Source organism: Sungkyunkwania multivorans, from assembly GCF_042675645.1.
Classification (GTDB): domain Bacteria; phylum Bacteroidota; class Bacteroidia; order Flavobacteriales; family Flavobacteriaceae; genus Sungkyunkwania; species Sungkyunkwania multivorans.
Window position 1 is genome coordinate 702,589 of sequence record NZ_JBHTJH010000004.1, and the last position, 24,261, is coordinate 726,849.

A 24,261-nucleotide genomic window follows, 5' to 3' on the forward strand; every position below is an offset into this window, starting at 1 on the left:
TAGTTGATGGTAATTCTATTGAGGATCTCTTTTTTGAAAGCGGCTGCCGCGTCGTTTTTCTCTTTGGTTTTGTCTGATTTGGTCAAATAGCGTCATTTGCTCATCATCAAGAAATTCGGAAAGTTCTCGGTCTTGTGCTGCACGTAAATCTCGCAATGAGGCTCTTTTTTCTTCTCGTGTTCCTGTAGCTTGTAAGATGTCTAGCTGTTTCTGAGAAAATTCTTCAAGATTGGCCTTCAGCAATGCCTTTTGAAGGTCGTCCAGCTGTAATTTATCGCTATAATTCTCAACTTGTTTCTCAATGCGCTCTTGTTGTGCTTCTGGAGAAAGGGTTCGATTGAATCGTTGTTGCGCGAAAATGATATTCGTGCTTAGTAGCATGAATGATGCGATGGCTAGTTTTTCAAGTGATCTCATGATTTTTCAGCTTCTTTGAAGCTATGACCTCAAAATTAGCTGTTGGTTTAAAGCACAGAGGTTAAAATCCTGTTAAAAGAAAGAATTGTTTGTACGAGGATATTTTTGCCCCGCTAGGTATTCATGAATCAAATGATATCTGTAATAGCTTCGGGCGGTCTTCCAATGACGGCCTTATTTCCTTTGACGACAATTGGGCGTTCTATTAATTTTGGGTGATGGACCATCGCTTCGATGATGTCCTCTTCCGACAAAAGTCTACTACGATATTTTTCTTTCCAAACAGCCTCATTCTTACGCACCAATTGATCCGCGGTGATATTCAACAGGCTTAGAACTTCTCGAAGTTCTTCCGCAGTAGGAACGTCTTCCAAATATTTTCTAACCTCATAAGGCTGACCACTTTCTTCTAAGATGGACAAACCTTGGCGAGACTTCGAACAACGGGGATTATGGTATATTTTGATCATATTCGTTACTTAAATTTCAACTTTCAGCTTTTTGCCCCATCATCATCAGATAGGCCTTTAAAAATTGCTCGATCTCCCCGTCGAGCACTTTCTCTGGTTGGCGATATTCCAAATTGGTGCGATGGTCTTTAACACGTCGATCGTCCAAGACATAGGAACGTATTTGAGAACCCCATTCGATCTTCATCTTTCCAGCTTCAATCTCTTTTCGGGCTTCCATCCGTTTTCGAAGTTCGATCTCATAAAGTTGTGATTTCAACATTTGCATGGCAGTCGCTCTATTGTCGTGCTGTGATCGAGAATCTGAACACGATATTTGGATTCCTGTCGGTTTATGCCACAATTGCACTTTGGTCTCTACCTTGTTCACATTTTGTCCTCCAGCCCCGCTTGAACGTGCCGTAGTGATCTCAATGTCTGCGGGATTGACCTCTATTTCGATCGAATCATCGACCAAGGGATACACATAGACGGAGGCGAACGATGTATGGCGTTTTGCATTGCTATCAAATGGAGAGATGCGAACCAAGCGATGTACCCCATTTTCTCCTTTGAGCCAACCAAATCCGTAATCACCTTCAAATTGGAGGGTCACTGTTTTTATTCCGGCCACGTCCCCAGCTTGATAGTTCAGTTCTTTGATCTTGTACCCATGTCTTTCACCCCACATTAGGTACATCCGCATGAGCATACTTGCCCAGTCACAACTCTCTGTGCCACCAGCACCGGCGGTGATCTGTAAAACGGCACTCATGCTATCTCCTTCTTCAGAGAGCATGTTCTTAAATTCCATGTCCTCTATAAGGTTTAAAGCCTTTTCGTATTGTGCAGACACATCTTCTACCGTCGCTTCGCCTTCTTTATGAAATTCGTATAAGACCTCTAGATCGCTTATTAAGCTTTCTGCCTTATTATAATCCTCCACCCATTTTTTCAATCCCCGCAGATGCTGCATGATACTTTCAGCCTTCTTTGAGTCGTTCCAAAAATTGGGGTCAAAGGTTTTTTCCTCTTCGTTCGCTATTTCGATGAGTTTTGCATCGATGTCAAAGATACCTCCTTAACGCACCAAGGCGCTCCTGAAGGTCTTTAACCTGTTCGGTTGTAACCATAGTTTCAAAATAAGTTTTAACAAAAATAGGATTAAGTCATTTATTTAGACATATCAAAAGAAGCATTTTTTTAATGGTTTTGATTTTAACTAAGAGAGGCATCATGCCAGAAGACTTATGTGATGGTGCTTACATGGTTTTTAAGTGAGTCACTATCGGCTAGACCGATTTTTTTCTTGACGCGCTTTCTCGCCATTTTCACAGCATGGGTAGAAACATTCAGGGATTGAGCTGTTTCCTTGACAGATAAGTTTAGCTTTATGAGGATACAGTGCTTTACATCGTTGGATGTCAAGTTTGGATATGCGGTCTTGATCTTCGATATGGTACCGTCATGTTTCGACTCTAGCCGTTGTTTTAAGGCTTTCATATCAGAAGACATCGCGACGGCCTCTTTTTTGATTGATAAATGAATGTTAGCCCATTTAGAATTTAATGCCTTCTTAGATATTTAGTATTTTTAACTTTCCAATTATCAACTATCATTGCAATTCATTAAGGATGAACAAAATTATTTTATTTCTGGTCGTAACGCTCTCCTTTCAAACGGCGTTCTCACAATTTTTAGCGAATAAAAAGAATCTCAAAAAGTACCAAGGATATTTTGATTTCTATTATGACGAGAATGAAGATCGTATTTACTTGGAAGTTGACAAATTAGACGCCGAGTTTTTGTATGTAAACTCCCTGAGTAGTGGTGTGGGTAGCAACGATATTGGTTTGGACCGCGGACAACTTGGAAATGAGCAAGTGGTCTTCTTCCGTAAAGCTGGGAATAAACTCTTATTGATCCAACCCAATCTGAAGTTCAGAGCACTTACCAATAATGAACTTGAAAAAAGGTCCGTGGCGCAAGCTTTTGCAAAATCGGTGTTGTTCGGGTTTCCGATCAAGGAACAGCGAAAAGGATCATACATCATAGACCTCACTCAATTTTTAATGCAAGATGCCCATGGTGTTGCCAACAGACTCAAAAGTAGGGGGCAAGGGTCATACAGCCTCAGTGAAGATAGGAGTGCGCTGGCAATGGAAAGGACCAAAGCGTTCCCTAGAAATATAGAATTTGAGGCGATGCTTACCTTCAAAGGTGAAGCAAAAGGTGACGAAATTAAGTCAGTAGCACCTAATGCTTCCTTTGTAACGGTGATACAACATCATTCATTTATAGAGTTGCCCGACGCTAACTACGAAACTAGGAAATATGATCCGCGATGTGGCTCTTGGCAAACGACCTATATGGATTATGCAACGCCAGTGCATCAACCCATAGTAAAACGTTTTATTACAAGACATCGCCTAAAAAAGAAGGATCCAAATGCAGCTGTCAGCGAAGCCATTGAGCCTATCGTCTATTATTTGGACAACGGAACACCCGAACCAGTGCGCTCGGCACTTTTGGATGGTGGAAGATGGTGGAATCAAGCTTTTGAGGCCATTGGTTACAAGAATGCCTTCCAGGTTAAGATGTTACCAGAAGATGCCGATCCTATGGACGTCCGTTACAACGTTATTCAATGGGTACATCGCTCTACCCGCGGTTGGAGCTATGGAGGCAGCGTTACAGATCCCAGAACGGGAGAGATCATCAAGGGACATGTGAGTTTGGGGAGCCTTAGAATCCGTCAGGACTTCTTGATCGCACAGGCATTGATGAATAAGCCCTTTGCCGAGCGTGATGACAATTATCAGCCGATGCTGGAATTGGCATTGGCAAGGATCCGACAACTGTCTGCCCATGAAATTGGACATACGCTTGGTTTCGCACATAATTTTGCTGCTAGTACAGATGGTAGAGCGTCTGTAATGGACTATCCACACCCGAAAGTTGATGTGAAAGAAGGGGAGCTCGATTTTAGCAATGCCTATGATAATAAGATAGGGGCTTGGGACAAGATGACCGTCGCCTATGCATATTCAGATTTTGCTGAGGGTACCGATGAGACTGATGCCTTGTTACAAATTATGGAAAGAGCCCAAAAGAACGGCTTGCGATTTATCACAGATGCAGACGCTAGACCTCAAGGAGGAGCACATGCAAAAGCGCATCTATGGGACAATGGAAAGAATGCTGCCATTGAACTCGAGCGAGTGCTCGAGATTAGAAAGCTGGCGATCAACAATTTTTCAAAGGATAATATAAGAAGTAACGAACCGTATTCGGTTTTGGAAGATGTGTTTGTACCGCTCTATTTCTTTCATCGGTATCAAACCGAGGCTGCCGTAAAATTGGTCGGTGGCCTGGAATATAATTATGCGATCAAGAATGATGGACAAGTAGTCGTTGAGATGTTGAATAAACAACAGCAAACAAAGGCGCTGGACGCAATCTTAAAGACGATTTCTCCTGAAGCATTGGCTATTCCCGAAGACAAATTGAAGTTGTTTCCTCCAAGGGCCTATGGATATTCAAGGACAAGGGAATCCTTTAAAGGAAAGACGGGAGTGGCGTTTGATGCATTGGGCGCCGCCGAAACGGCCAGTGAAATGAGCTTAGCTCTATTGTTACACCCACAGCGTGCCAACAGATTGGTACAGCAAAAGGCCTTGGATGAGAGGCAATTTGGATTGCAAGAACTTGTTCAGGAGATTCTAGAACAGACCGTAAGAAAGAAAGCCATAAAAGGATATCATGGAGAGATTCAAAAGGTGATCAATTGGAAAGTACTGCATCATCTGATGCAACTTGCAAGCGATAATAATAGTTATCCTCAGGTTACAGAAGTCATCTTATTCGAGATGATGAAATTAAAGACCTTCTTAGGTGAAAAACGAATTGACCCCACAGCAATTTTGATGAAAAAGGCCGTCGAAGGCTTCGTTGGTAATCCAACCGGCTATAAGAAGAAAGATGAAGCCCCAAAGATTCCAGATGGGTCTCCAATTGGGAGTGACGCATGTAATTTTGCCACCTATCAACAATAAAAATATCCTATGACCATCAATTTAATAAGTGATACCGTTACCAAGCCGACCAAAGGAATGCTAGAGGCCATGATGTGTGCAGAAGTTGGAGATGATGTATTCAAGGCAGATCCAACTGTCAATGCACTTGAACAAAAAGTGGCAGATCTCTTTGGCATGGAACGGGCATTGTTTTTCCCATCGGGAACCATGGCCAATCAGGCAGGGATCAAGGCACATACGCAACCAGGCGATCAATTGATATGTGATAAATACGCACATGTGTACAACTATGAGGGTGGCGGTGCCGCCTTTAACAGTGGTGTCACCTCGGCTTTGGCAGATGGACATAGAGGGATGATGACCGCGGCGCAGGTGGAGGCCTTGGTAAATCCTTATGATTTCTATCATAGCCCCAAAACGGCTCTGGTCTGTGTAGAGAATACCACCAACAAAGGCGGTGGTGCTTGCTGGGATTTTGAAGAGCTAAAGAAGATTCGTGCCGTTTGTGACGATCATCATCTGGGGTATCATTTAGATGGGGCACGACTTTGGAATGCATTGGCAAATAAGAAGGAATCCCCTGAACAATATGGGGCAATTTTCGACACCATATCGGTCTGCTTGAGCAAAGGATTGGGCTGTCCCGTAGGATCGGTCTTGGTAGGGTCCGATGAATTGATAGAGAAGGCCTTTAGAGTGCGAAAGGTCTTTGGCGGTGGAATGCGACAAGCAGGTTATCTTGCTGCCGCTGGCATCTATGCATTGGACCATCACAGGGAAAGGCTTGTTGAAGACCATGATAAGGCCCAAGAAATAGGCGGACTGCTTAGATCGTTACCTTTTATAAAGAACGTTGAGCCTATTGAGACGAATATCATTATTTTCAATCTAGCTGATAATGTCGATGAACAGGCCTTTCTTCAGCAATTGAAGGAGCATGATGTGCATATCATTGGAATGGGCCAAGGAAAGCTTAGGATTGTCACGCATTTGGATTATACAACAGTGATGCACCATGCGTTTCTATCACTCCTCAAGGAGATGAGTATAAAAAAAGCATTCGTCTAGAACGAATGCTTTTTCAGTTTTGGTTGGTTAATCACTTATAATTAAAATTATTCAGCTTCTTTTACTTCTGCGTCTGGAGCATTATTCCTCACAGACTCGATGCCATTTTCCATACCCGCTTCAGAAGCGTACATTTGACTGTTCCCAATAACCTGCCCGTTTCCAGCCTTTAGATTGAAATGGAATTTACCATTGGCAGCAGTTTTGCGCTCGAACTTGCTGTCATCGTTACAATTTTTTCTAACAGAGTCAACACCATTCATCGCTCCGCTTTTATCAGAATACCCTTGGCTCGAAAGAATCACTTGTCCATTTTTAGCCTTTAGGTTAAAGTAAAATTTTTTGTTTTTCTCGCTTTGGAAAATTTCAAACATTTTATATAAGTTTTAGTTACTACTGTAAATATATCAAAAAAATATAATGAATATTTAATGTTTTAGGACCAAATCTGAAAAGAATATGTTTTTTATCGAAGTTTTTTGCATTATAACTAGATTTAAAAAAAAGTAAGGCCTCATAGTGAAATGTTAAAAATGTTAATTTAAATTTGTAATTACTTAGTTTTTAACCAAATACATCATTATCATTATGAAAAGATTAATTGCACTTTCTTTGGCATTTGCTACATTTTCATTTGTTTTTGCCCAAGATCTACCCACAAATCCCGAACCCGGTAAATGCTACGTGCGTTGTACCACCCCTGACATTTATGAAAATCAAACTGTACAAGTGGAGGTCAAGCCTGCATACAAAGTATTGCGAACAGTTCCTGCTGAGTATGAGACCGTTACCGAACGAGTATTGGTGAAAGAGGCAGGAAAGCGACTTAGAGTCATTCCTGAAAAATGGGGGACCGAGACCGTATCTTATGTTTCAAAACAAGCGGCCTCTACCTTAAGAGTGATACCCGCCTCGTTTTCGCCAGATTCTGAGACAATAGAGGTCAAGCCTGCATATGCCCAATGGGAAATGAGCTCTGCCGCACCATCCGAGTGCCAGTCTAGTAATCCAGATGACTGTCGTTACTGGTGTTATAGAGGATATCCTGCGGAGTATACTACGATTGCCACTGAGGCGTTGGCTAATGATGCTTCGACGACCAGCACTCCTATCCCGCAAGCTACAGCCACCTATGTGAAGAAAGTCGTTACAGAGCCAGCTAAAGTTGTTGAAGAGGAGATCCCTGCAGAGTACGCAACGATCAGAAAAACGGTTCTTGTCAAAGACGCTACCGTAGTTGAAGAGACCATCCCTGCAGTCTATAAAACAGTTTCTAAGGAAGTCCTTAAGCAAAAAGGAGGTTTGACAACTTGGAAAGAGGTAGACTGTAAGCTGGTGGAATATAACGCACTTCCTATCAATTGGAATCTTGGAAGCGCCACATTGACTCCTGCTGCAAAACGCTTGATCGATCAAAACCTGTTGAAAGTACTTCAAGATACACCAGGTTCTAAAGTGGAGATCGCTTCCCATACAGATGCAAGAGGATCCAAAACATCCAATCAGGCACTCTCCGAAAGAAGAGCACAATCTGTAGCAAACTACTTGATATCTAAAGGGATCAACGCGAGTAGATTAGTTGCAAATGGATATGGAGAGTCTAGATTAAAGAACAGATGTGCAGATGGTGTTTCTTGTACAGAAAGAGAACATTCAGCCAACAGACGTACTGAATTTAGATTGATAAACAACTAAGTCCTCACGTCCTTATAAAATAAGAAGCCGCCTAGAATCTCTAGGCGGTTTTTCATTTGAAAAGGTCCATGCCTGGTATACTTGGCATCCCTTCTTTGGCAACGGCCGCCAACTCGGTCTCATGAACCTCAGTGGCCTTTTTGATGGCCTTGTTGAGGGTGACGATCAGATAGTCCTCTAACTGATCCTTGTCTTTAAGTAACTCGCCATTGATGTTTATGGCCTTTATTTCTCTATTGGCCGAAATGGTGACATCGAGAAGCCCATCGCTGCTTTTCTCGTCTATAAAGACCGTATTGAGACGTTCTTTGGTAGCTTCAACTTTCTTTTGGGTCTCTTTCAATTTGCCCATCATTCCCATCATGTCTCCAAACATTGTTTTTCGAATTTTAAGTTAACTAATACAAATTTACTAAATTGGTCACTTAAACCAATTCAACCTACTTCTAATGAGAAAAAGCATAGCTGTATTGGTTCTAAGTACTATTTTTGCCACCGCTTGTAAAGAAAAGGAAATGGAACCGCAACATGAAACTATGAAAGCACCTATTGCTGAAAAAATTCCAACAAACTTAGAAAAGCACGGGGATGTTCGTATCGATAATTATTATTGGCTCAAGGACCGTGACAATCCAGAGGTCATAGACTATCTGGAACGCGAGAATGCCTATAATGATGAAATGACAAAGCACACCACGGCGTTTCAAAAAGCGCTCTTCGAAGAGATGAAATCTCGTATCAAAGAAGATGACGCTTCGGTGCCTTACTTCTATAATGGCTATTGGTACATCACACGTTACGAGGAAGGTAAGGATTATCCGGTCTACACTCGTAAAAAGGGTTCTTTGGAAGCGAAAGAGGAGATCCTTTTTGACTGCAACGAAATGGCAGAAGGCCACTCGTTTTTTAGATTGGTGGGGATAAATATAAGTCCTGATAACAAATTGGCAGCTTTTGGGTTGGATACAGTTTCTCGCAGACAATATACCATTCAGGTAAAAAACTTGGAAACAGGCGAGATCTTTCCTGAAAAGATAAATAATACGACTGGTGGGTCTACTTGGGCGAGCGATAACAAAACTCTTTTCTATACCAACAAAGATCCTGAAACACTGCGGTCCAATAAAATAATGAAACACAAACTTGGTCATAACGTAGCGGATGATGAGCTGATATTTGAAGAAGAGGATGAGACCTTCTATACATTTGTGTATAAGACCAAATCTAGGGAGTGGTTGGTCATAGGTTCTACCAGCACGCTCACCTCAGAATATCAGATATTAAAAGCGAATGACCCTGACGGGGAATTTAAAGTATTTCAGCCAAGAGAACGAGGGCACGAATACGGCATCTCACATTTTGGAGACGAGTTTTATATTACTACGAATATGGATGGGGCTTCAAACTTTAAATTGATGAAGACCTCTGAAGAAAATACGACCAAAGAAAATTGGACAGAGGTAATTCCGCATAGAAAAGATGTTCTGCTAGAAGATATCGATATCTTTAAGGAGTATCTTGTGGTAAGTGAGCGTGAGAATGGACTTAATAAGATCAACATCAAACGTTGGGATGGTTCTGAGGAATATACACTTCCGTTCGACAATGAGACCTACACGGCCTATACTACGACCAACATCGATTTTGATACCGACATATTGCGCTATTCATACAATGCCATGACCACTCCTAATTCGGTCATTGATTTCAACATGAAGACGCGAGAAAGGGTTGTTAAGAAGGAACAGGAAGTATTGGGAGGCAAATTTGACAAGAACAACTACACCTCCGAGCGTGTTTGGGCCACCGCTTCCGACGGTACGAAGATCCCAATCTCTATGGTGTACAGAAAAGGAATCACCAAAGATGGTACAAACCCTTTGTTGCTCTATGCGTATGGTTCTTATGGCTCTACGATCGACCCTTATTTTTCTACGGTTAGACTTAGTCTTTTAGACCGAGGTTTTATTTATGCCATCGCCCACATCAGAGGTGGACAGTACTTGGGACGACAATGGTATGAGGACGGTAAAATGTTCAACAAAAAAAATACGTTCACAGATTTTATAGATTGTTCAAAATATTTGATTGCCGAGGGATATACTTCCCCAGACCATCATTATGCCATGGGAGGCTCTGCGGGCGGCTTGTTGATGGGGGCCGTTGTGAATATGGCACCCGAGCTTTATAACGGTGTCGTTGCAGCTGTACCTTTTGTAGACGTGGTCACCACCATGTTAGATGATAGCATCCCGTTGACCACAGGTGAATATGATGAATGGGGCAACCCAAATGATAAAGAATCTTACCAATACATGCTTTCGTACTCTCCTTACGATCAGGTACGATCACAGGAATATCCAAATTTGTTGGTGACCACCGGTTTGCATGACAGTCAAGTACAGTATTGGGAACCAGCAAAATGGGTGGCGAAATTGAGGGAAATGAAGACCGACGACCATCTGTTGCTTTTACATACCAATATGGATGCTGGTCATGGTGGGGCTTCAGGACGTTTTGAAGCATTGAAGGAAGTAGCAGAAGAATATGCCTTTATCATGGACCTAGAGGGCATTACGGACTAATAAATATATTTTGACTAAATTTGCACGGTTTGTTAAATTATCGGGTGAATTAAAAAGCACCTAAGCATTAAACAACTTTATGAAACAAGAGATAGACGCTTACAACAATGTCTTGGAGCTTGTTGGTCAAACACCAATAATAAAGCTCAATAGAATCGCCAACGATTTTCAAGGTGAATTCTACGCAAAGTTCGAAGCATTTAATCCAGGCCACTCTACCAAAGACCGAATTGCTCTTTACATTATAGAACAGGCCGAGAAAAAAGGCATTCTCAAACCTGGTGATACCATCGTTGAAACAACTTCGGGAAATACCGGATTTAGTATTGCCATGGTAAGTATCATCAAGGGATACGAGTGCATTTTGGCAGTGAGCTCCAAATCTTCTAAAGACAAGATCGATATGTTACGCGCCATGGGCGCTAAGGTCTATGTGTGCCCAGCCCACGTAAGTGCCGATGACCCAAGATCGTACTATCAAGTCGCGAGACGAATTCACGAAGAGACCAAAGGCTCTGTCTACATCAACCAATATTTTAATGAGTTGAATATCGATGCCCACTATACAAGCACCGGACCAGAAATTTGGAAGCAGACCAATGGCCAACTCACGCATTTCATAGCCTGTAGCGGTACTGGTGGTACCATATCTGGAACGGCACGGTTTTTAAAAGAACAGAATCCCAATATCAAAGTGATAGGCGTTGACGCCTACGGTTCAGTTTTGAAAAAATATCACGAAACCGGAGAGCTGGATAAAGATGAGATCTACCCATATCGTATCGAGGGGCTTGGAAAGAATCTCATTCCTACCGCTACGGATTTTGACGTTATCGACAAGTTTGTGAAGGTGACCGACGAAGAGAGTGCGCATACCGCAAGGGAGGTTTCTAAGACCGAAGGTTTATTCGTTGGCTACACAAGCGGTGCTGTGATGCAAGCAATAAAGCAGCTAGCAGCGGATGGGGAATTTGATGAGAATAGTAAGGTCGTCATGATATTTCCCGACCACGGGTCTCGCTATATGAGCAAGATATACAGCGATGAATGGATGCGCGACCAAGGCTTCTTTGATAGTGTGAATATCGAAGAGGAGATCCAGATCGAATATGTGAAATAATAGTTGAAAACATATATTATAAAGGGAAGTTTCTGCTTCCCTTTTTTTTGTGATATTTTTGAAGGATGAGAAGGCATGACTTCAAACATCAAATAAATAACCAATGAAAAACGTACTTGTAACTGGCGTTTCCTCTGGAATAGGGAAGGCCGTAGCACAATCATTTCTCAATAGAAATTATAGGGTTTTTGGGAGTGTGAGGAATGAAAAGGATGCTGAGCGTTTACAGAATGAATTCGGAGAGAATTTTGTACCGCTATTATTCGACATCACCGACCAGCAAGCCATAGATGAAGCCAAGAAGAAACTAGAGACTCATCTCGATGGGGCAGGATTGGATTGCCTGGTAAACAACGCGGGTGTCTCTGTCAATGGCCCCTTGGCCTATATCGACCTAGAGCAGGTAGATTTTCAGATGAAGGTCAATGTGCTCGGTCTATTGAGGGTTACACAGGCATTTCTACCGCTTCTAGGGTTCAATAGCGATCATAGGCCTGGAAGAATTGTGAATATCAGTTCCGCCGCCGGAAAGTCGACACGACCGTTTATGGCACCCTATTCTGCATCTAAGCATGCTGTAGAAGCTCTGTCCGATGGGCTGCGAAGAGAATTGATGGATTTTGGGATCGAGGTGATCGTCATCGAGCCTGGACCGATACAATCCGAGATATGGTCAAAAGCAAGGGAGACTGAGAACGTATATAGAAATACGCCTTATGAAAAGATATATGACAACATGAACAAAGCTGTTGATGGAATGGAAGGAGTGGCAATTCCAGCAGAAAAGGTGGGTGAGTTGGTCGTAAATGCTGTAGAAAAGAAAAAACCAAGAACACGCTATTTGATCGCTCCAAAAAAATGGCTGTTCTGGCTGGCTATCAATGTATTTCCCGATAGATTTTTAGATAAGATGCTCCATAAACAGATTCAGGAATTGAATAAATAAGGAATAATTTCGTTATGTTTTTGTATCTATAATTGAATATTTGACAGTATTCGAAAGTTTTTTTTGCAAAAAATTCAATACTAATGGCACATTATGATAGATAGGCAAAATTGGTTACTTTTGCCTGCTAGTAGACCCGACTAGATTAACGCTATGTTAGCATAACCTGAAATTACCCTAAATGAGAGATTTATTTGATAGGATTATTGAAAATAAAGGACCGCTTGGTAAGTGGGCCTCACAGGCCGAAGGATATTTTGTGTTTCCAAAGTTAGAGGGAGAGATCGCCAACCGAATGATATTTAACGGTAAGGAGATCATCACGTGGAGTATCAATGATTATTTAGGGCTTGCCAATCATCCGGAAATAAGAAAGGTAGATGCAGAAGCTGCTGCACAGAATGGTGCCGCTTATCCTATGGGAGCGCGGATGATGTCTGGACACACTGACCTTCACGAGCAACTTCAAAATGAACTGGCAGATTTCGTTAAGAAAGAGTCTGCATATCTATTGAATTTTGGCTATCAAGGCATCATGTCTGCAATCGATGCGCTGGTAAGCAAAGATGATATTATCGTCTATGATGTAGATTCGCATGCATGTATCATCGACGGAGTGCGTCTTCACCTTGGAAAACGTTTCACCTATAAACACAATGATGTAGATAGCTTGGAAAAGAACCTGGAGCGTGCCACCAAAATGGCCGAGCAGACCGGAGGAGGTATTCTGGTCATCTCTGAGGGTGTTTTTGGAATGCGAGGAGAACAAGGAAAACTGAAGGAGATCGTTGCGCTAAAAGATAAGTTCAACTTTAGATTGTTGGTGGATGATGCTCACGGCTTTGGTACCCTTGGTAAAACTGGTGCTGGAGCAGGAGAGGAGCAAGGCGTTCAAGATGGTATCGACGTATATTTTGCGACCTTCGCAAAGTCGATGGCCAGCATCGGAGCATTTTTAGCTGGGGACAAGGAGATCATGGATTATCTTAAGTATAACATGCGTTCGCAAATGTTTGCAAAGTCATTACCTATGATCTTTGTAAAAGGAGCTTTAAAACGCCTTGAAATGCTGAAGACCATGCCAGAGCTTAAGGCTAAGCTTTGGGAAAATGTAAACGCGTTGCAAAATGGTTTGCGCCAACGAGGATTTGATATCGGTACCACACAAAGTTGTGTGACCCCAGTATATTTAAAGGGAAGTATTCCTGAAGCGATGGCGTTGGTAAAAGACCTTCGTGAAAATTTTGGGATCTTCTGTTCGATCGTCGTTTACCCAGTGATTCCTAAAGGACTCATCCTATTACGAATGATCCCAACGGCCTCACATACGATGGAGGACATTCAGCTTACCTTGGAAGCGTTTTCATCGATCAGAGAGCGATTGGAGAACGGAACCTATAAAAGACTATCTAAATCAGTGGCCGAGGCCATGGGAGAATAGTATCCGAGTAAAAACTTATATTAAAAAAGCAGCCGAGTTGGCTGCTTTTTTATTGAGGAACATATCATTTTTAGTCTGGTGTAGAACGTGTGTAAGAGAGCGCTCCTCCGCTACCTCCGCTTCCCCACTCGGTAAATTTGAAGGAAAGATAGATATCCTCTTCTACAAGCCAGATGCCAAGATTCTTTCCGACCAATTCGGTCATAATGGTTCCGTCAGCTGTAAAAGACTCCGTTTCTACGTCAAAATCATTAGGAATGCTCACTATAGTGTTTCCTGCATTCAATTGAGCGATCATGGTAGCCACGTTATGAAAGCTATAAAAATGAGTGGGATCGCCGAGAGTACCATAGAACGCAAAGTTCTCATCCCATGGATTGTCGGCGCCAATACTGTCCAAAATGGCCCATTTAACGCCCTTGGTACCACCTGTGGCGGTAAAGTCTTTGGTACTAGGTGGGGCTACGTCATCCCAAAAATCTGCAAAAAGATCATCACCTGTGGCATCCTCGCCAAAGTTGTTTTGCCACCATTGGTAATTGTAGATCTGTCTGTTGTCTTGTCTTGTAAATGTTACGCTATCGCTAATTCGATCCTGGTTCTCAGGGAGGGTCCAATCGGCATTGGCCGCTTTCGTGAAGGTCATTTCGGGGCCTGTCCAGATATTATCCTTCGGTGGAGTGTCATCATCCCCACAAGAAATGGTCGTCAATAAAAGCGAAAATAAGATCGCCCCAGCATAAGTTAATCTCTTCATGTTAATTTGTTTTAGATTGAAATAAATACTACAAGAAATAAAAAAAAATATATAAATGAAAGAATTTTCTTTATATAACAAGAAAAGCAGTCATGTCGACCGCTTTTTGTATTTGAAAAAGGCATTGCTTTTTTAGTCTGGCGTAGAACGTGTGTAAGAAAGCGCTCCTCCGCTACCTCCGCTTCCCCACTCGGTAAATTTGAAGGAAAGATAGATATCCTCTTCTACAAGCCAGATACCAAGATTTTTTCCGACCAACTCGGTCATGCTAGTACCACTATTAGTACTACTACTGCCGTTCTCTACATTAAAATCGTCTGGTACGCTTACAACGCTCTGCCCGTCGTTTAGTTGTGTGATCATGGTAGCCACGTTATGGAAGCTATAAAAATGAGTGGGGTCCCCTAATGTGCCATAGAGGGCAAAGTTCTCATCCCATGGATTGTCTGCGCCAATACTGTCCAAGATGGCCCATTTAACACCCTTGGTACCACCTGTAGCGGTAAAGTCTTTGGTGTTCGGTACATCGACATCATCCCAAAAATCTGCTTCTAGATCATCCCCTGTGGCATCCTCACCAAAGTTGTTTTGCCACCATTGGTAATTGTAGATCTGTCTGTTGTCTTGTCTTGTAAATCTTACGCTATCGCTAATTCGATCCTGGTTCTCAGGGAGGGTCCAATCGGCATTGGCCGCTTTCGTGAAGGTCATGTCAGGGCCGGTCCAGATATTATCTTTTGGAGGAGTATCATCATCCCCACACGAGATAGTCGTAAATAAAAGTGAAAGTAAAATTACACTAGCATAAGTTAATTTCTTCATATCATATTTGTTTTAGATTGAAATAAAAGATGACAATAAAAGATAAAAAATCTTAGAGATGAAAGAAATTTCTTTATATAACAGAAAAAACAGTCAAATGACTGTTTTTTAAATGTTTATCGATTTTTATTGCTGATACATTGGGTTCGAACCCTTTTTGTTCGAGCCTTTGTATAAAGGGTTTCCTGAAGGAGCAACGCTGTTGCTCGAAGTCTTATTGCTGCGACTAGAGTTGTGATCGGTAGCTTTGGTCTGCTTATCGTCATTCTCATCGTTTGAAATATCAATACCGTAGGATTTGTTACTTCTGCTAGAATTATAGTCGGTAGCCTTGGTTCCATCGGCCTTATTGCTTCTGCTAGAGTTGTAATCCGTAGCTTGGCTCGTTTTAACAGGGTTATGCTGTCTTTTTCCAGTTGCCATTCCAGAGCCTTTCTCTCTTTTATAATGGGCTCTTTTTCCTGTAGACATACCAGAGGCGGCATCCCGTTTTATCTTGGTCTGCTCCTTTTGTTGGGTGACATGGGAAGTTTCATGGCTGCTGTCTTGTGCAAATATAAAGGTGGCAAATAATAGGGCGGTTAAAGTTGATAATAGCGTTTTCATTTTTCTAAGTTTTTAAAGGTTTACATCTATATATCAACCTACTTAGAAATTTGTTACCCTATTCTTTGAAAAATTTTTTTGAAATGTTCCAGAACCACTCGCTTTCGGCACTCCTGCCATGCCGGCAGACAGGCCTCCTTCTCAACGAGGGACTCTATACAGTTCTCCCCTTTTAAAGGGGAGATGTCCATAGGACAGAGGGGTTACATATTCAGTTGGCGATAATGTCCTATATTTAATTAATGAACAACGAACTGCATAACAGAAAATATCTAAAAGCTTTTAGAAAAGAATTAAGAAATAATTCAACAAAAGCGGAATCGCAACTATGGAAAGCCCTTCAAAAGAAACAATTGGAGGGTAGAAAATTTCGACGTCAGCATAGCATTGGTAATTATATTGTTGATTTTTTCTGTTCTTCTGAAAATTTAATTGTGGAGTTGGACGGACAAGGACATTTTAATGCTTTCGTTGAAGAAAGAGATGATAAAAGAACAATTGACTTGATCGCGTTGGGCTATAGGGTTATTCGTTTCGAAAATAAACAGGTCTTTGATCAATTGGACATGGTCTTGGAGGCCATAAAGGAGGAGTTCAAAGAATAACCACCCCGCCTTCGGCACCCCTCCTTGAAAAGGAGGGGACTTTGTTTGGTTCCTCCATTATGATGAAGGCTATATTATTTGTAATGAAACAGTCCTAAATGTGTAAAGATTCTAAATACCGAGGGATCAACGCTGTTTTTATAATAGCGATGTACTTTGTAACCACTTCGGCAGTGCTACTTCTATGAACAAGCATGGTACAAGCGCTCTTCTAGTAAAAGGGACCCTGTTTGTTTCTCCCCTTTTAAAGGGGAGATGTCCATAGGACAGAGGGGTTATCTATTGAGAGTTCAACTAGATCTCGAAACCACTTGTTTGGAATCATATCAATGGTCAGATTTACCCTTTCGGTATCACCACTATTGATCACCTTATGCGGGTCGGTGAGTTTCAAATACCAGCATTCCCCTGGTTTCATCGGTACTTTGGTGTCGTTCAGATAAAAAGATACACCTTCGCCATTTATGATTGGAATGGTCAATCTAATGACGGACCGTTCAACTTCCAGTCCCAAAGTGGGGTCGGTATGTTCTTTTACTACCGAGTTTGGGGCTAAGCGTAGCAATCGTACTAGCGTTACTTTGGTGTGTTGGCGAAAGGTGTCTACCACGCTTGTCAAGTAAGGAGACCGCTGTAATTCTTTGGTGTTCAACCACTCCGTCCATGACCCATCTGCATAATCTTCTGCTGGAGGAGGAAAAGGGATGCTAGGGTCTACCATATGCGCAGGTGCTCTTAGCTGCACGGCATTGTAGTATTCGAAATCGTTCAATTTTAAGGCCTCATATTCTGAGACCAGTTTTTCAGCATCAAAGGTGAACGGGAGTATGATACGATCTTCTATTTGCTTAGAAATTGTGACAGACATTTTTATATGATTTTTACTTTCTGATAAAGCTACACCATCTATGATGAATGGGTATGCGTAGTTTCACGGGTTTTGAAAGATTTTCAAAAGGAAGAGAATGGGAAGAGAAGATAGAAGATAGAAGATAGAAGAGAAAGGTCTTTTAGCCACTCGCGAAGACTTCTTTTATCATTTGAGGTCTAGAAAAAATCGAATTACCTGAAAACGCTGAAATTTTGGCGAATCAAAAAAGGGCCACTCTTTTTACAGAGATGGCCCTTCTTTCCAAAATTGATTATTTTTTTTAGCCGTTAACCGTCAACAATTAACTAACAACGGCATCTGCTTGATTTCTAAATACCAACTCATCATCAAAGGCATCTAAAAGGATAACACTTTCTGTAGTGACCTTTCCTGCCAAGATTTCCTTCGACAGCTTATTCAGTACCTCCCGTTGAATCACTCTTTTCACAGGTCGTGCACCATATTGTGGGTCAAAGCCTCTTTCGGCCAAGAAGGTAATGGCTTCGTCTGTGGCGTCCATCGTGATATTCTGAGCCGCGAGCATTTTCGACGTTCTTTTCAGCTGCAACTTCACGATGGCTTCGATATCGGTACGTGTCAGTGGGCTGAACATCACAATATCATCGATACGATTTAGAAACTCTGGTCTAACCGCTTGCTTTAACAATCCAAGGACTTCGACTTTGGCTGTTTCCATGGCCGTTTGCATATCAGGGATATTCTCATACTTCTCCTGAATGATATGACTGCCCATATTGCTGGTCATAATGATGATCGTGTTCTTAAAATCTGCAACACGTCCTTTATTATCCGTCAATCGGCCTTCATCCAAAACCTGTAACAAAATATTGAAGGTATCTGGATGCGCCTTTTCAATTTCATCTAATAGCACTACGGAATATGGTTTTCTTCGTACCGCTTCCGTCAATTGGCCGCCTTCATCATAACCAACATATCCCGGAGGTGCTCCCACCAATCGGCTTACGGCATGTCGCTCTTGGTATTCGCTCATATCGATACGGGTCATGGCGTTCTCGTCATCGAAAAGGAATTCTGCCAACGCCTTTGCCAATTCGGTCTTACCGACACCGGTGGTTCCTAAAAAGAGGAAGGATCCTATTGGTTTTTTCTGGTCTTGTAATCCTGCTCTCGATCTGCGTACGGCATCTGCCACCGCTCGAATTCCTTCTTCCTGTCCAACGACGCGTTTCCCTAGCTCATCTTCGAGTTTTAGCAGTTTCTCACGTTCGGATTGCAACATCTTGGTCACAGGAATTCCGGTCCACTTGGCAACTACCTCTGCGATATCGTCATAGGTGACCTCTTCTTTGATCAAGGCATTCTCCTTATGTGATTTCAATTGCTCTTGAAGGGCTTCTAGCTGTTCTTGTGCTTCTTTGATCTTGCCATAGCGTATCTCCGCAACTTTTCCATAGTCACCTTCACGTTCGGCGCGTTCTGCCTCTAGTTTATATTCTTCGATATTTGCCTTTACTGCTTGAACGTTATCTACAACCTCCTTTTCACGCTGCCATTTGGCATTGAGCTCGTTACGTTCTTCTTTTAGATTGGCCAGATCGGCATTCAATGACTTTAGCTTCACTTCATCCTTTTCCCGTTTAATTGCTTCGATCTCGATCTCCAACTGCATGATCTTTCTATCCAGCACATCCAATTCTTCGGGTTTGGAATTGATCTCCATTCGTAGTTTTGATGCCGCCTCATCCATCAAGTCGATCGCTTTGTCTGGTAGAAATCGATTGGTGATGTAACGGTTAGAGAGTTCTACAGCGCCGATGATGGCTTCATCCTTGATGCGCACCTTGTGATGAGTTTCGTACTTCTCTTTGATACCACGAAGGATGGAAATAGCACTTTCGGTATCGGGTTCATCGACCATTACCTTTTGAAAACGACGCTCTAATGCCTTGTCCTTTTCAAAATACTTCTGGTATTCATCGAGAGTGGTAGCACCGATGGCACGTAGTTCTCCTCGGGCTAGTGCGGGTTTTAAGATGTTTGCAGCGTCCATAGCACCTTGGCCACCGCCAGCACCTACTAGGGTGTGAATCTCATCGATGAATAGGACGATATCGCCATCGGAAGTAGTCACTTCTTTGATGACCGATTTCAAGCGTTCTTCGAACTCTCCTTTAAATTTGGCACCGGCTATCAAGGCACCCATATCTAGAGCAAAGATCTGCTTATCCTTCAAGTTCTCGGGAATGTCGCCATCGACAATACGATGTGCCAATCCTTCGGCGATCGCGGTTTTACCGGTGCCGGGTTCCCCAACGAGAATTGGATTGTTCTTGGTTCTTCTCGATAAGATCTGTAAGATTCTTCGTATCTCTTCATCTCTTCCGATCACGGGATCTAATTTGCCATCGCGCGCCAATTGATTCAAATTCTTGGCATACTTGTTAAGTGCATTATAGGTATCCTCGGCACTTTGCGAGGTTACTTTACCGCCTTTGCGCAGTTCTTCGATGGCTGCTTGAAGGCCTTTTTCTGTCACCCCTTGATCCTTGAGCATCTGTGCGATCTTGCTTTTGGATTTGAAGATGCCCAATATCAAATGCTCGATCGACATAAACTCGTCTTTCATCTTCTTAGCGATGATGTTGGCTTCATTAAGTGAAGTGCCTGCCTCTCGAGAAAGCATGATGTCCCCACCCGACACCTTTGGAAAACTTTCAAGCTCTTTGTCGAGCATTTGCTGTATCAATGGGGTATTCACATTTAATTTGTTCAAGAGAAAGGGAAGGACATTCTCATCTACGTTGAAGATGCCCTTAACGATATGCTCGTTCTCTATTTGTTGATGGCCAAATTCTTGCGCGATCTGTTGCGCCTGTTGGATGGCCTCCTGTGATTTTATAGTAAAATTATTTAAGTTCATCTGTAATGGTTTTTGCTTACAGCTGGTATAGGTCAAAGGTCATTCCACGATGCGTTTACCGACAAAATGACTTGTTTTGTACTGAGTTTGAATGACTTTTTGGCAAGCTCCCCAATGTCACTTCGAGTGAAATTCGCAAATTAATGAGTGAATTTAGTATCGAGAAGTCGTTAGTCCGCGAAATGTTCTCGATACAATCCTCTCCCAAAGTTTCGGGTTCGAATCACTCGAACTGACAAAGTCTTTCAAAAATTTTAACTAGTGCAATGAACAACATCTTTTAACGACAGACTTCCTATATTTGAACATATTTAGAATTTTAATGGGAATATTTGATAAGCTTTTCGGAAGCGATTCCGAAGGAAAAGAAAAAGTTGAGAAAAAAGCACTGCCTTGGCGAAGACTTACAGAGATCGATCAGTTGAACGAATTGGCCGACGCTTCTCATCAGCGCCCGCAGGTCATATTCAAGCATAGCACACGCTGCGGTATTAGCAGTATGGTGATGAATCAGTTTGAGGGTTCTTTTGATATTGAGGAAGATGCAATAGACCTCTATTATTTGGACCTGCTAAGCTATCGTGAAGTCTCTAATGAGGTAGCGGCTAAATTTCAAACATGGCATGAAAGTCCACAAATGCTCATCATTAAGAATGGTGAGACCGTGCATCATGCTAGTCATAGCGCCATTCAGGCTTCGGACATTCTTCCATTTGTATAAAAAAACCTTCCAAGGTGTAAAATTTCATCTTTGGAAGGCTTATTTATTTTGTAAGGAAGCGTGTTAATATCCTTTTCTCCCATCTATAGAATACTTCCCTGGACCACTTAGGCCAATGACAACGAAGGCGATAAGATAGAGCAAGGCTTTTTCTTTGGTGGCAATAGGATCAGCAGCATGAACTACAAAAGCAGCGACTGCCATCACGATGATCACGGGAATGGTGGATAGGCGTGTTTTAACACCAAGGATGATCAAGATCGGTGCGATAAATTCTCCGATAACTGCCAGAATACAAGCCACGATCGCCGGCAAACCAAGAACCTGCCCAAATTGATCGCCATTTCCTTGGATGAGCATCATAAATTTCCCGTAGCCATGGGTGAGCATCAAAGCCGAAAAGCCTACTCTTAGGATAAGTAGGCCTAAATCTGAATGTCTAGATTTCATATATCATACGTTAGTTAGTTATCCTAAAACTAACAAAAGATTTCTAATTTCTAGCATACTCATATTTATTTCTAACAAAGCGATCTTCGGTACCGTCATATTTAACTTCCTTTTTATAGCTCAACGAGTCTTTGCCGATCCTATAGGTCATGTAGAATGTGCTAGGTTTGCCATTGTCTTTACCTGTGGATCTTGTTGTAAATTCCAAACTTCCGTCTTCGGCATATTTCTTACTGATCACTACACCCTTGTTAAAGAAGGTTCCGTCTTTTTGTAATTTCCATTTTCCACTAGAATTCGCCTTAGGTTCATAAGGGTATTTTTGAATGTACTTTACACTGGCATCAGTGTCCTTTTCCAATCGCAACGTACAGTCGATATTTACCATTCTTCCATCGGAATAGTTCTTATACGTCAATTTCCCTTTCCATTCAACTCCAAGGACATCCTTAAAGTCGTTGATGTCTAATTTTTCTTGAGCGTTAATAGCTCCTAAGATCGTCAATGTAATAATTGTTAATATGGTTTTCATAATAATTTGTTTTTTTACTTAATGATTTTTCCCTCTGCCTTATCAAAGACGGCCTCGTAAGTGATCGTTTCGGGCTTGTATTCAAATTGAATGCTTCGGTTATCTTGACCATTTAATTCGAACTGATCATTTTGGTTTACAAATTTGAAACTGATGTTGTCGGCAGCCGCTTTCTTGGAAAACGTGCCCTCGTAGATACCGTCGCCATCCGGGTCCTCTAACGGAATGGTCCTGCCCCACGTTGGGTTGGTGAAGTTCCCTCGAACTCCGACATTCTTCACATTTTCAACAGCATTCATATCCACACGGAAGGTCACCGTCTTTTGATGTATATCTTGTACGCAGCTAGTGAATGAGATCAGTAATAGTATTGTGATGATGTTTATCGTTTTCATAGTTCTTTTTTAAAGTTGAGCAATTGGAATTTCGAGCTTTGAAGCTTCCATCTTTTTAGAGATCAGATAATCGATACCGAAACGTCCCGATCCTAGAACAAGGTTGTAGATAGCAACCCAGAGAAAGCCCATGGCCGGAAGCATTCCCCAAACACCACCTCCCATCTTTTGCATAAAGATGGCGACAAGCATGGTACACATGATCAGAAAGGATGCGATCCTTGTCTTGAGCCCAAAGGCCAAAAACAATCCCCCAACAGCTTCGCTAAAAGCACCCATCCAAGCAAAGAATACAGGGAACATAGCGAAGATGCCTCCATAGGTGGCAACGTCCTGTGGAAACCAATAGGCGACTTCAAAGAGGTCAAGATTGCGATGGTCGGCTGTCCAGGGCATCCCAAATTTATCGGCTCCAAAGCTTGTTGTCAATAGCATACCACACACAAATCTTGGGATGGCAAATAAGAGGTCGGCGTACCACTTGGATTGGGTAACGGGTTTGATAATTGATTTCAATAATTTTTTCATGATTCAATAATTTTTATTCGACTTGTTTGTTGAACCAAAATTCTGAATCTTGCTTGATCTAAAGGTTTCAAATCGTCTTGAGACGTCTCAAATGATGATTTAAGACGTCTTAAGTTTCTGATCCGTCAAGTATTGTGAAGGTGAGGTGTTGGTGAATTTCTTGAAGACACGATTAAAGGTGGCTTTGCTATTAAAGCCCGAGTCATAGGCGATGGCCAGCAGCGAGAGGTGACCATTCTTGGGGTCTAACATGCTTTCTTTTACTTCGGCAATACGGTACTTGTTAATGAAATCGTTGAAATTCATTTTAAAGCCGGCATTGATCACCTGTGATAGTTCATTGGTGCCCATTTTTAATGCTTTCGCTAATTCAGGCAAGGTGATATCGGGATTTAAATAAGGTTTCTCTTCATTGAAGAAGTTGGCTATCTTCTTTTTTTCTCGTGTAAAATCTTGTTCTGGGGTATTTTCTACCACCGTATCGGGACTAAAGTTAAAGGTTAGACCGTAGAGTTTTGATAGGTCGGTGAAATAAGCTTTTATCCCCAAATAAACTACGGCGATCGCCGAGAAAAGATTAACCCACCACCGATCTTTATAATCAAGATCGGTGAAGATCTCTACTATTTGTTGCCCATAGCCATAAGCGATCAGAAAAATATAAACGGCTAGAAAATTACGTATCCAATTGAGCTCTACTTTGTAAGTGTTGGAAAAGAACTGCTCGATCTTCTTCTTATAATTATAGAACAATTGAATGGTAAAGGCAAAATAGAGCAAATAGGAGGTATATTGAATGGCCTCGAATAGCATAGGGAACAATTGCATGTTATATTTCAGATACCATTCGCCATTTTGAACATCGTCAAATCCAGGTTGTTGCATATCATGAATAAGGATGACCGCATCGAAGATGACCAGCAAAAGGGTAGGAAAGAAATGCCAAAGATGAACTCTTTTGAATTTAAAGTTTGGTTGCACCAGACTTCTTGTGTAAAAGTAGATCAACGGTCCGATGGTGATACCAAAATTCACCAAATAATAATTGATCTTCGTATTCCTGAAAGTATCATACCAACCCATAAAACCAACGGTATAGGTCGTTCTATGATAGGCCGTGATGACCAAGAGCAGGACAATAAATAGATCTGCGATATATCGCTCCTTCAGATATCTTCTAAATAACAAAAATGCAAAGATGAGCCCTTGTATCACCAGTATCAACAAGGGAGTACTGTATATATTAAAATCCGGGAAAGCGAGAAACATGTAGTTTAGTCGATTTTCGATTTTAAAGATATCAAAAAAATCTTA

At 41.9% G+C, this 24,261-nt stretch carries 25 protein-coding genes; 9 read left to right on the top strand and 16 right to left on the bottom strand.

Features of this window, described 5'->3' with window-relative positions:
- Nucleotides 1-15: 15 nt before the first annotated feature.
- The 4 genes from ACFQ1M_RS05985 to ACFQ1M_RS06000 form a co-directional block, all read right to left on the bottom strand.
- On the bottom strand, nt 16-417 hold the full coding sequence (locus tag ACFQ1M_RS05985; RefSeq protein ID WP_386405345.1) for a hypothetical protein: 402 nt from the start codon (nt 415-417) through the stop codon (nt 16-18).
- Nucleotides 418-545: 128 nt separating this feature from the next.
- Nucleotides 546-887, bottom strand: a complete 342-nt coding sequence (gene arsC / locus ACFQ1M_RS05990; RefSeq protein WP_386405348.1) for an arsenate reductase (glutaredoxin) — start codon at nt 885-887, stop codon at nt 546-548.
- Between the two features lie 16 nt (nt 888-903).
- Nucleotides 904-1,999, bottom strand: a protein-coding gene (gene prfB / locus ACFQ1M_RS05995; RefSeq protein WP_386405351.1) for a peptide chain release factor 2 whose coding sequence is annotated in 2 segments (ribosomal slippage) — nt 904-1,935 and nt 1,937-1,999 — 1,095 coding nt in all. Because the reading frame shifts where the segments join, the coding sequence is not laid out codon by codon here.
- Between the two features lie 115 nt (nt 2,000-2,114).
- The gene (locus ACFQ1M_RS06000; RefSeq protein WP_386405354.1) at nt 2,115-2,369 is read right to left on the bottom strand and encodes a helix-turn-helix transcriptional regulator; all 255 of its coding nucleotides are present in this window, start codon (nt 2,367-2,369) and stop codon (nt 2,115-2,117) included.
- A gap of 131 nt (nt 2,370-2,500) precedes the next feature.
- On the opposite strand from ACFQ1M_RS06000, the gene ACFQ1M_RS06005 reads away from it, so the two are divergent.
- Both ACFQ1M_RS06005 and ACFQ1M_RS06010 read left to right on the top strand, forming a co-directional pair.
- Nucleotides 2,501-4,921, top strand: a complete 2,421-nt coding sequence (locus ACFQ1M_RS06005; protein ID WP_386405357.1) for a zinc-dependent metalloprotease — start codon at nt 2,501-2,503, stop codon at nt 4,919-4,921.
- Nucleotides 4,922-4,930: 9 nt separating this feature from the next.
- Nucleotides 4,931-5,971, top strand: a complete 1,041-nt coding sequence (locus tag ACFQ1M_RS06010) for a threonine aldolase family protein (RefSeq protein WP_386405360.1) — start codon at nt 4,931-4,933, stop codon at nt 5,969-5,971.
- A gap of 47 nt (nt 5,972-6,018) precedes the next feature.
- On the opposite strand, the gene ACFQ1M_RS06015 is transcribed toward ACFQ1M_RS06010, so the two are convergent.
- Nucleotides 6,019-6,345: a YegP family protein gene (locus ACFQ1M_RS06015; protein ID WP_386405363.1), complete on the bottom strand. Its 327-nt coding sequence runs from the start codon at nt 6,343-6,345 to the stop codon at nt 6,019-6,021.
- Between the two features lie 214 nt (nt 6,346-6,559).
- Between ACFQ1M_RS06015 and ACFQ1M_RS06020 the strand changes: the two genes are divergently transcribed.
- The gene (locus tag ACFQ1M_RS06020; RefSeq protein ID WP_386405366.1) at nt 6,560-7,666 is read left to right on the top strand and encodes an OmpA family protein; all 1,107 of its coding nucleotides are present in this window, start codon (nt 6,560-6,562) and stop codon (nt 7,664-7,666) included.
- A gap of 52 nt (nt 7,667-7,718) precedes the next feature.
- Here ACFQ1M_RS06020 and ACFQ1M_RS06025 read toward each other — a convergent pair whose 3' ends face one another.
- Nucleotides 7,719-8,042: a YbaB/EbfC family nucleoid-associated protein gene (locus ACFQ1M_RS06025; RefSeq protein ID WP_386405369.1), complete on the bottom strand. Its 324-nt coding sequence runs from the start codon at nt 8,040-8,042 to the stop codon at nt 7,719-7,721.
- Between the two features lie 73 nt (nt 8,043-8,115).
- On the opposite strand from ACFQ1M_RS06025, the gene ACFQ1M_RS06030 reads away from it, so the two are divergent.
- The 4 genes from ACFQ1M_RS06030 to ACFQ1M_RS06045 all read left to right on the top strand — a co-directional run bounded on the left by ACFQ1M_RS06030 (nt 8,116) and on the right by ACFQ1M_RS06045 (nt 13,758).
- Nucleotides 8,116-10,251, top strand: a complete 2,136-nt coding sequence (locus ACFQ1M_RS06030) for a S9 family peptidase (protein WP_386405372.1) — start codon at nt 8,116-8,118, stop codon at nt 10,249-10,251.
- A 79-nt stretch (nt 10,252-10,330) separates the two neighbouring features.
- Entirely contained in the window at nt 10,331-11,371 is a 1,041-nt protein-coding gene (locus ACFQ1M_RS06035; protein ID WP_386405375.1) for a PLP-dependent cysteine synthase family protein, read from the top strand.
- 103 nt (nt 11,372-11,474) lie between these two features.
- Nucleotides 11,475-12,317 carry an SDR family oxidoreductase gene (locus ACFQ1M_RS06040; RefSeq protein WP_386405378.1) on the top strand — a complete coding sequence of 281 codons (843 nt, stop codon included), beginning with the start codon at nt 11,475-11,477 and terminating at the stop codon, nt 12,315-12,317.
- A gap of 181 nt (nt 12,318-12,498) precedes the next feature.
- The gene (locus ACFQ1M_RS06045; protein WP_386405381.1) at nt 12,499-13,758 is read left to right on the top strand and encodes an aminotransferase class I/II-fold pyridoxal phosphate-dependent enzyme; all 1,260 of its coding nucleotides are present in this window, start codon (nt 12,499-12,501) and stop codon (nt 13,756-13,758) included.
- Nucleotides 13,759-13,828: 70 nt separating this feature from the next.
- On the opposite strand, the gene ACFQ1M_RS06050 is transcribed toward ACFQ1M_RS06045, so the two are convergent.
- The 3 genes from ACFQ1M_RS06050 to ACFQ1M_RS06060 all read right to left on the bottom strand — a co-directional run bounded on the left by ACFQ1M_RS06050 (nt 13,829) and on the right by ACFQ1M_RS06060 (nt 15,943).
- Nucleotides 13,829-14,515, bottom strand: a complete 687-nt coding sequence (locus tag ACFQ1M_RS06050; protein WP_386405384.1) for a hypothetical protein — start codon at nt 14,513-14,515, stop codon at nt 13,829-13,831.
- 132 nt (nt 14,516-14,647) lie between these two features.
- Nucleotides 14,648-15,337 (bottom strand): hypothetical protein, encoded by a 690-nt coding sequence (locus ACFQ1M_RS06055; protein WP_386405387.1) that lies wholly within the window; start codon nt 15,335-15,337, stop codon nt 14,648-14,650.
- 126 nt (nt 15,338-15,463) lie between these two features.
- Entirely contained in the window at nt 15,464-15,943 is a 480-nt protein-coding gene (locus tag ACFQ1M_RS06060; protein WP_386405390.1) for a hypothetical protein, read from the bottom strand.
- A 242-nt stretch (nt 15,944-16,185) separates the two neighbouring features.
- Here ACFQ1M_RS06060 and ACFQ1M_RS06065 point away from each other — a divergent pair, with 242 nt between their 5' ends.
- Nucleotides 16,186-16,548, top strand: a complete 363-nt coding sequence (locus ACFQ1M_RS06065) for an endonuclease domain-containing protein (RefSeq protein ID WP_386405393.1) — start codon at nt 16,186-16,188, stop codon at nt 16,546-16,548.
- Between the two features lie 244 nt (nt 16,549-16,792).
- Here the strand turns inward: ACFQ1M_RS06065 and ACFQ1M_RS06070 are convergent, their stop codons facing one another.
- Both ACFQ1M_RS06070 and clpB read right to left on the bottom strand, forming a co-directional pair.
- On the bottom strand, nt 16,793-17,416 hold the full coding sequence (locus tag ACFQ1M_RS06070; RefSeq protein ID WP_386405396.1) for an aspartyl/asparaginyl beta-hydroxylase domain-containing protein: 624 nt from the start codon (nt 17,414-17,416) through the stop codon (nt 16,793-16,795).
- Between the two features lie 304 nt (nt 17,417-17,720).
- Entirely contained in the window at nt 17,721-20,321 is a 2,601-nt protein-coding gene (gene clpB / locus ACFQ1M_RS06075; protein ID WP_386405399.1) for an ATP-dependent chaperone ClpB, read from the bottom strand.
- A gap of 301 nt (nt 20,322-20,622) precedes the next feature.
- Between clpB and ytxJ the strand changes: the two genes are divergently transcribed.
- A complete protein-coding gene (gene ytxJ / locus ACFQ1M_RS06080) occupies nt 20,623-21,042 on the top strand; it encodes a bacillithiol system redox-active protein YtxJ (RefSeq protein ID WP_386405402.1) in 420 nt (139 codons plus the stop codon).
- Nucleotides 21,043-21,105: 63 nt separating this feature from the next.
- Here the strand turns inward: ytxJ and ACFQ1M_RS06085 are convergent, their stop codons facing one another.
- The 5 genes from ACFQ1M_RS06085 to ACFQ1M_RS06105 all read right to left on the bottom strand — a co-directional run bounded on the left by ACFQ1M_RS06085 (nt 21,106) and on the right by ACFQ1M_RS06105 (nt 24,216).
- Nucleotides 21,106-21,492 carry a DoxX family protein gene (locus tag ACFQ1M_RS06085; protein ID WP_386405405.1) on the bottom strand — a complete coding sequence of 129 codons (387 nt, stop codon included), beginning with the start codon at nt 21,490-21,492 and terminating at the stop codon, nt 21,106-21,108.
- Between the two features lie 43 nt (nt 21,493-21,535).
- Complete coding sequence (locus ACFQ1M_RS06090) at nt 21,536-22,024, bottom strand: hypothetical protein (RefSeq protein WP_386405408.1); 489 nt, start codon at nt 22,022-22,024, stop codon at nt 21,536-21,538.
- Between the two features lie 14 nt (nt 22,025-22,038).
- Nucleotides 22,039-22,419, bottom strand: coding sequence for a hypothetical protein (locus ACFQ1M_RS06095; RefSeq protein WP_386405411.1), 381 nt, complete (start codon nt 22,417-22,419; stop codon nt 22,039-22,041).
- Nucleotides 22,420-22,428: 9 nt separating this feature from the next.
- Nucleotides 22,429-22,947 carry a DoxX family protein gene (locus ACFQ1M_RS06100; RefSeq protein WP_386405414.1) on the bottom strand — a complete coding sequence of 173 codons (519 nt, stop codon included), beginning with the start codon at nt 22,945-22,947 and terminating at the stop codon, nt 22,429-22,431.
- A 99-nt stretch (nt 22,948-23,046) separates the two neighbouring features.
- Nucleotides 23,047-24,216, bottom strand: coding sequence for a helix-turn-helix domain-containing protein (locus tag ACFQ1M_RS06105; protein ID WP_386405417.1), 1,170 nt, complete (start codon nt 24,214-24,216; stop codon nt 23,047-23,049).
- Nucleotides 24,217-24,261 lie beyond the last annotated feature (45 nt).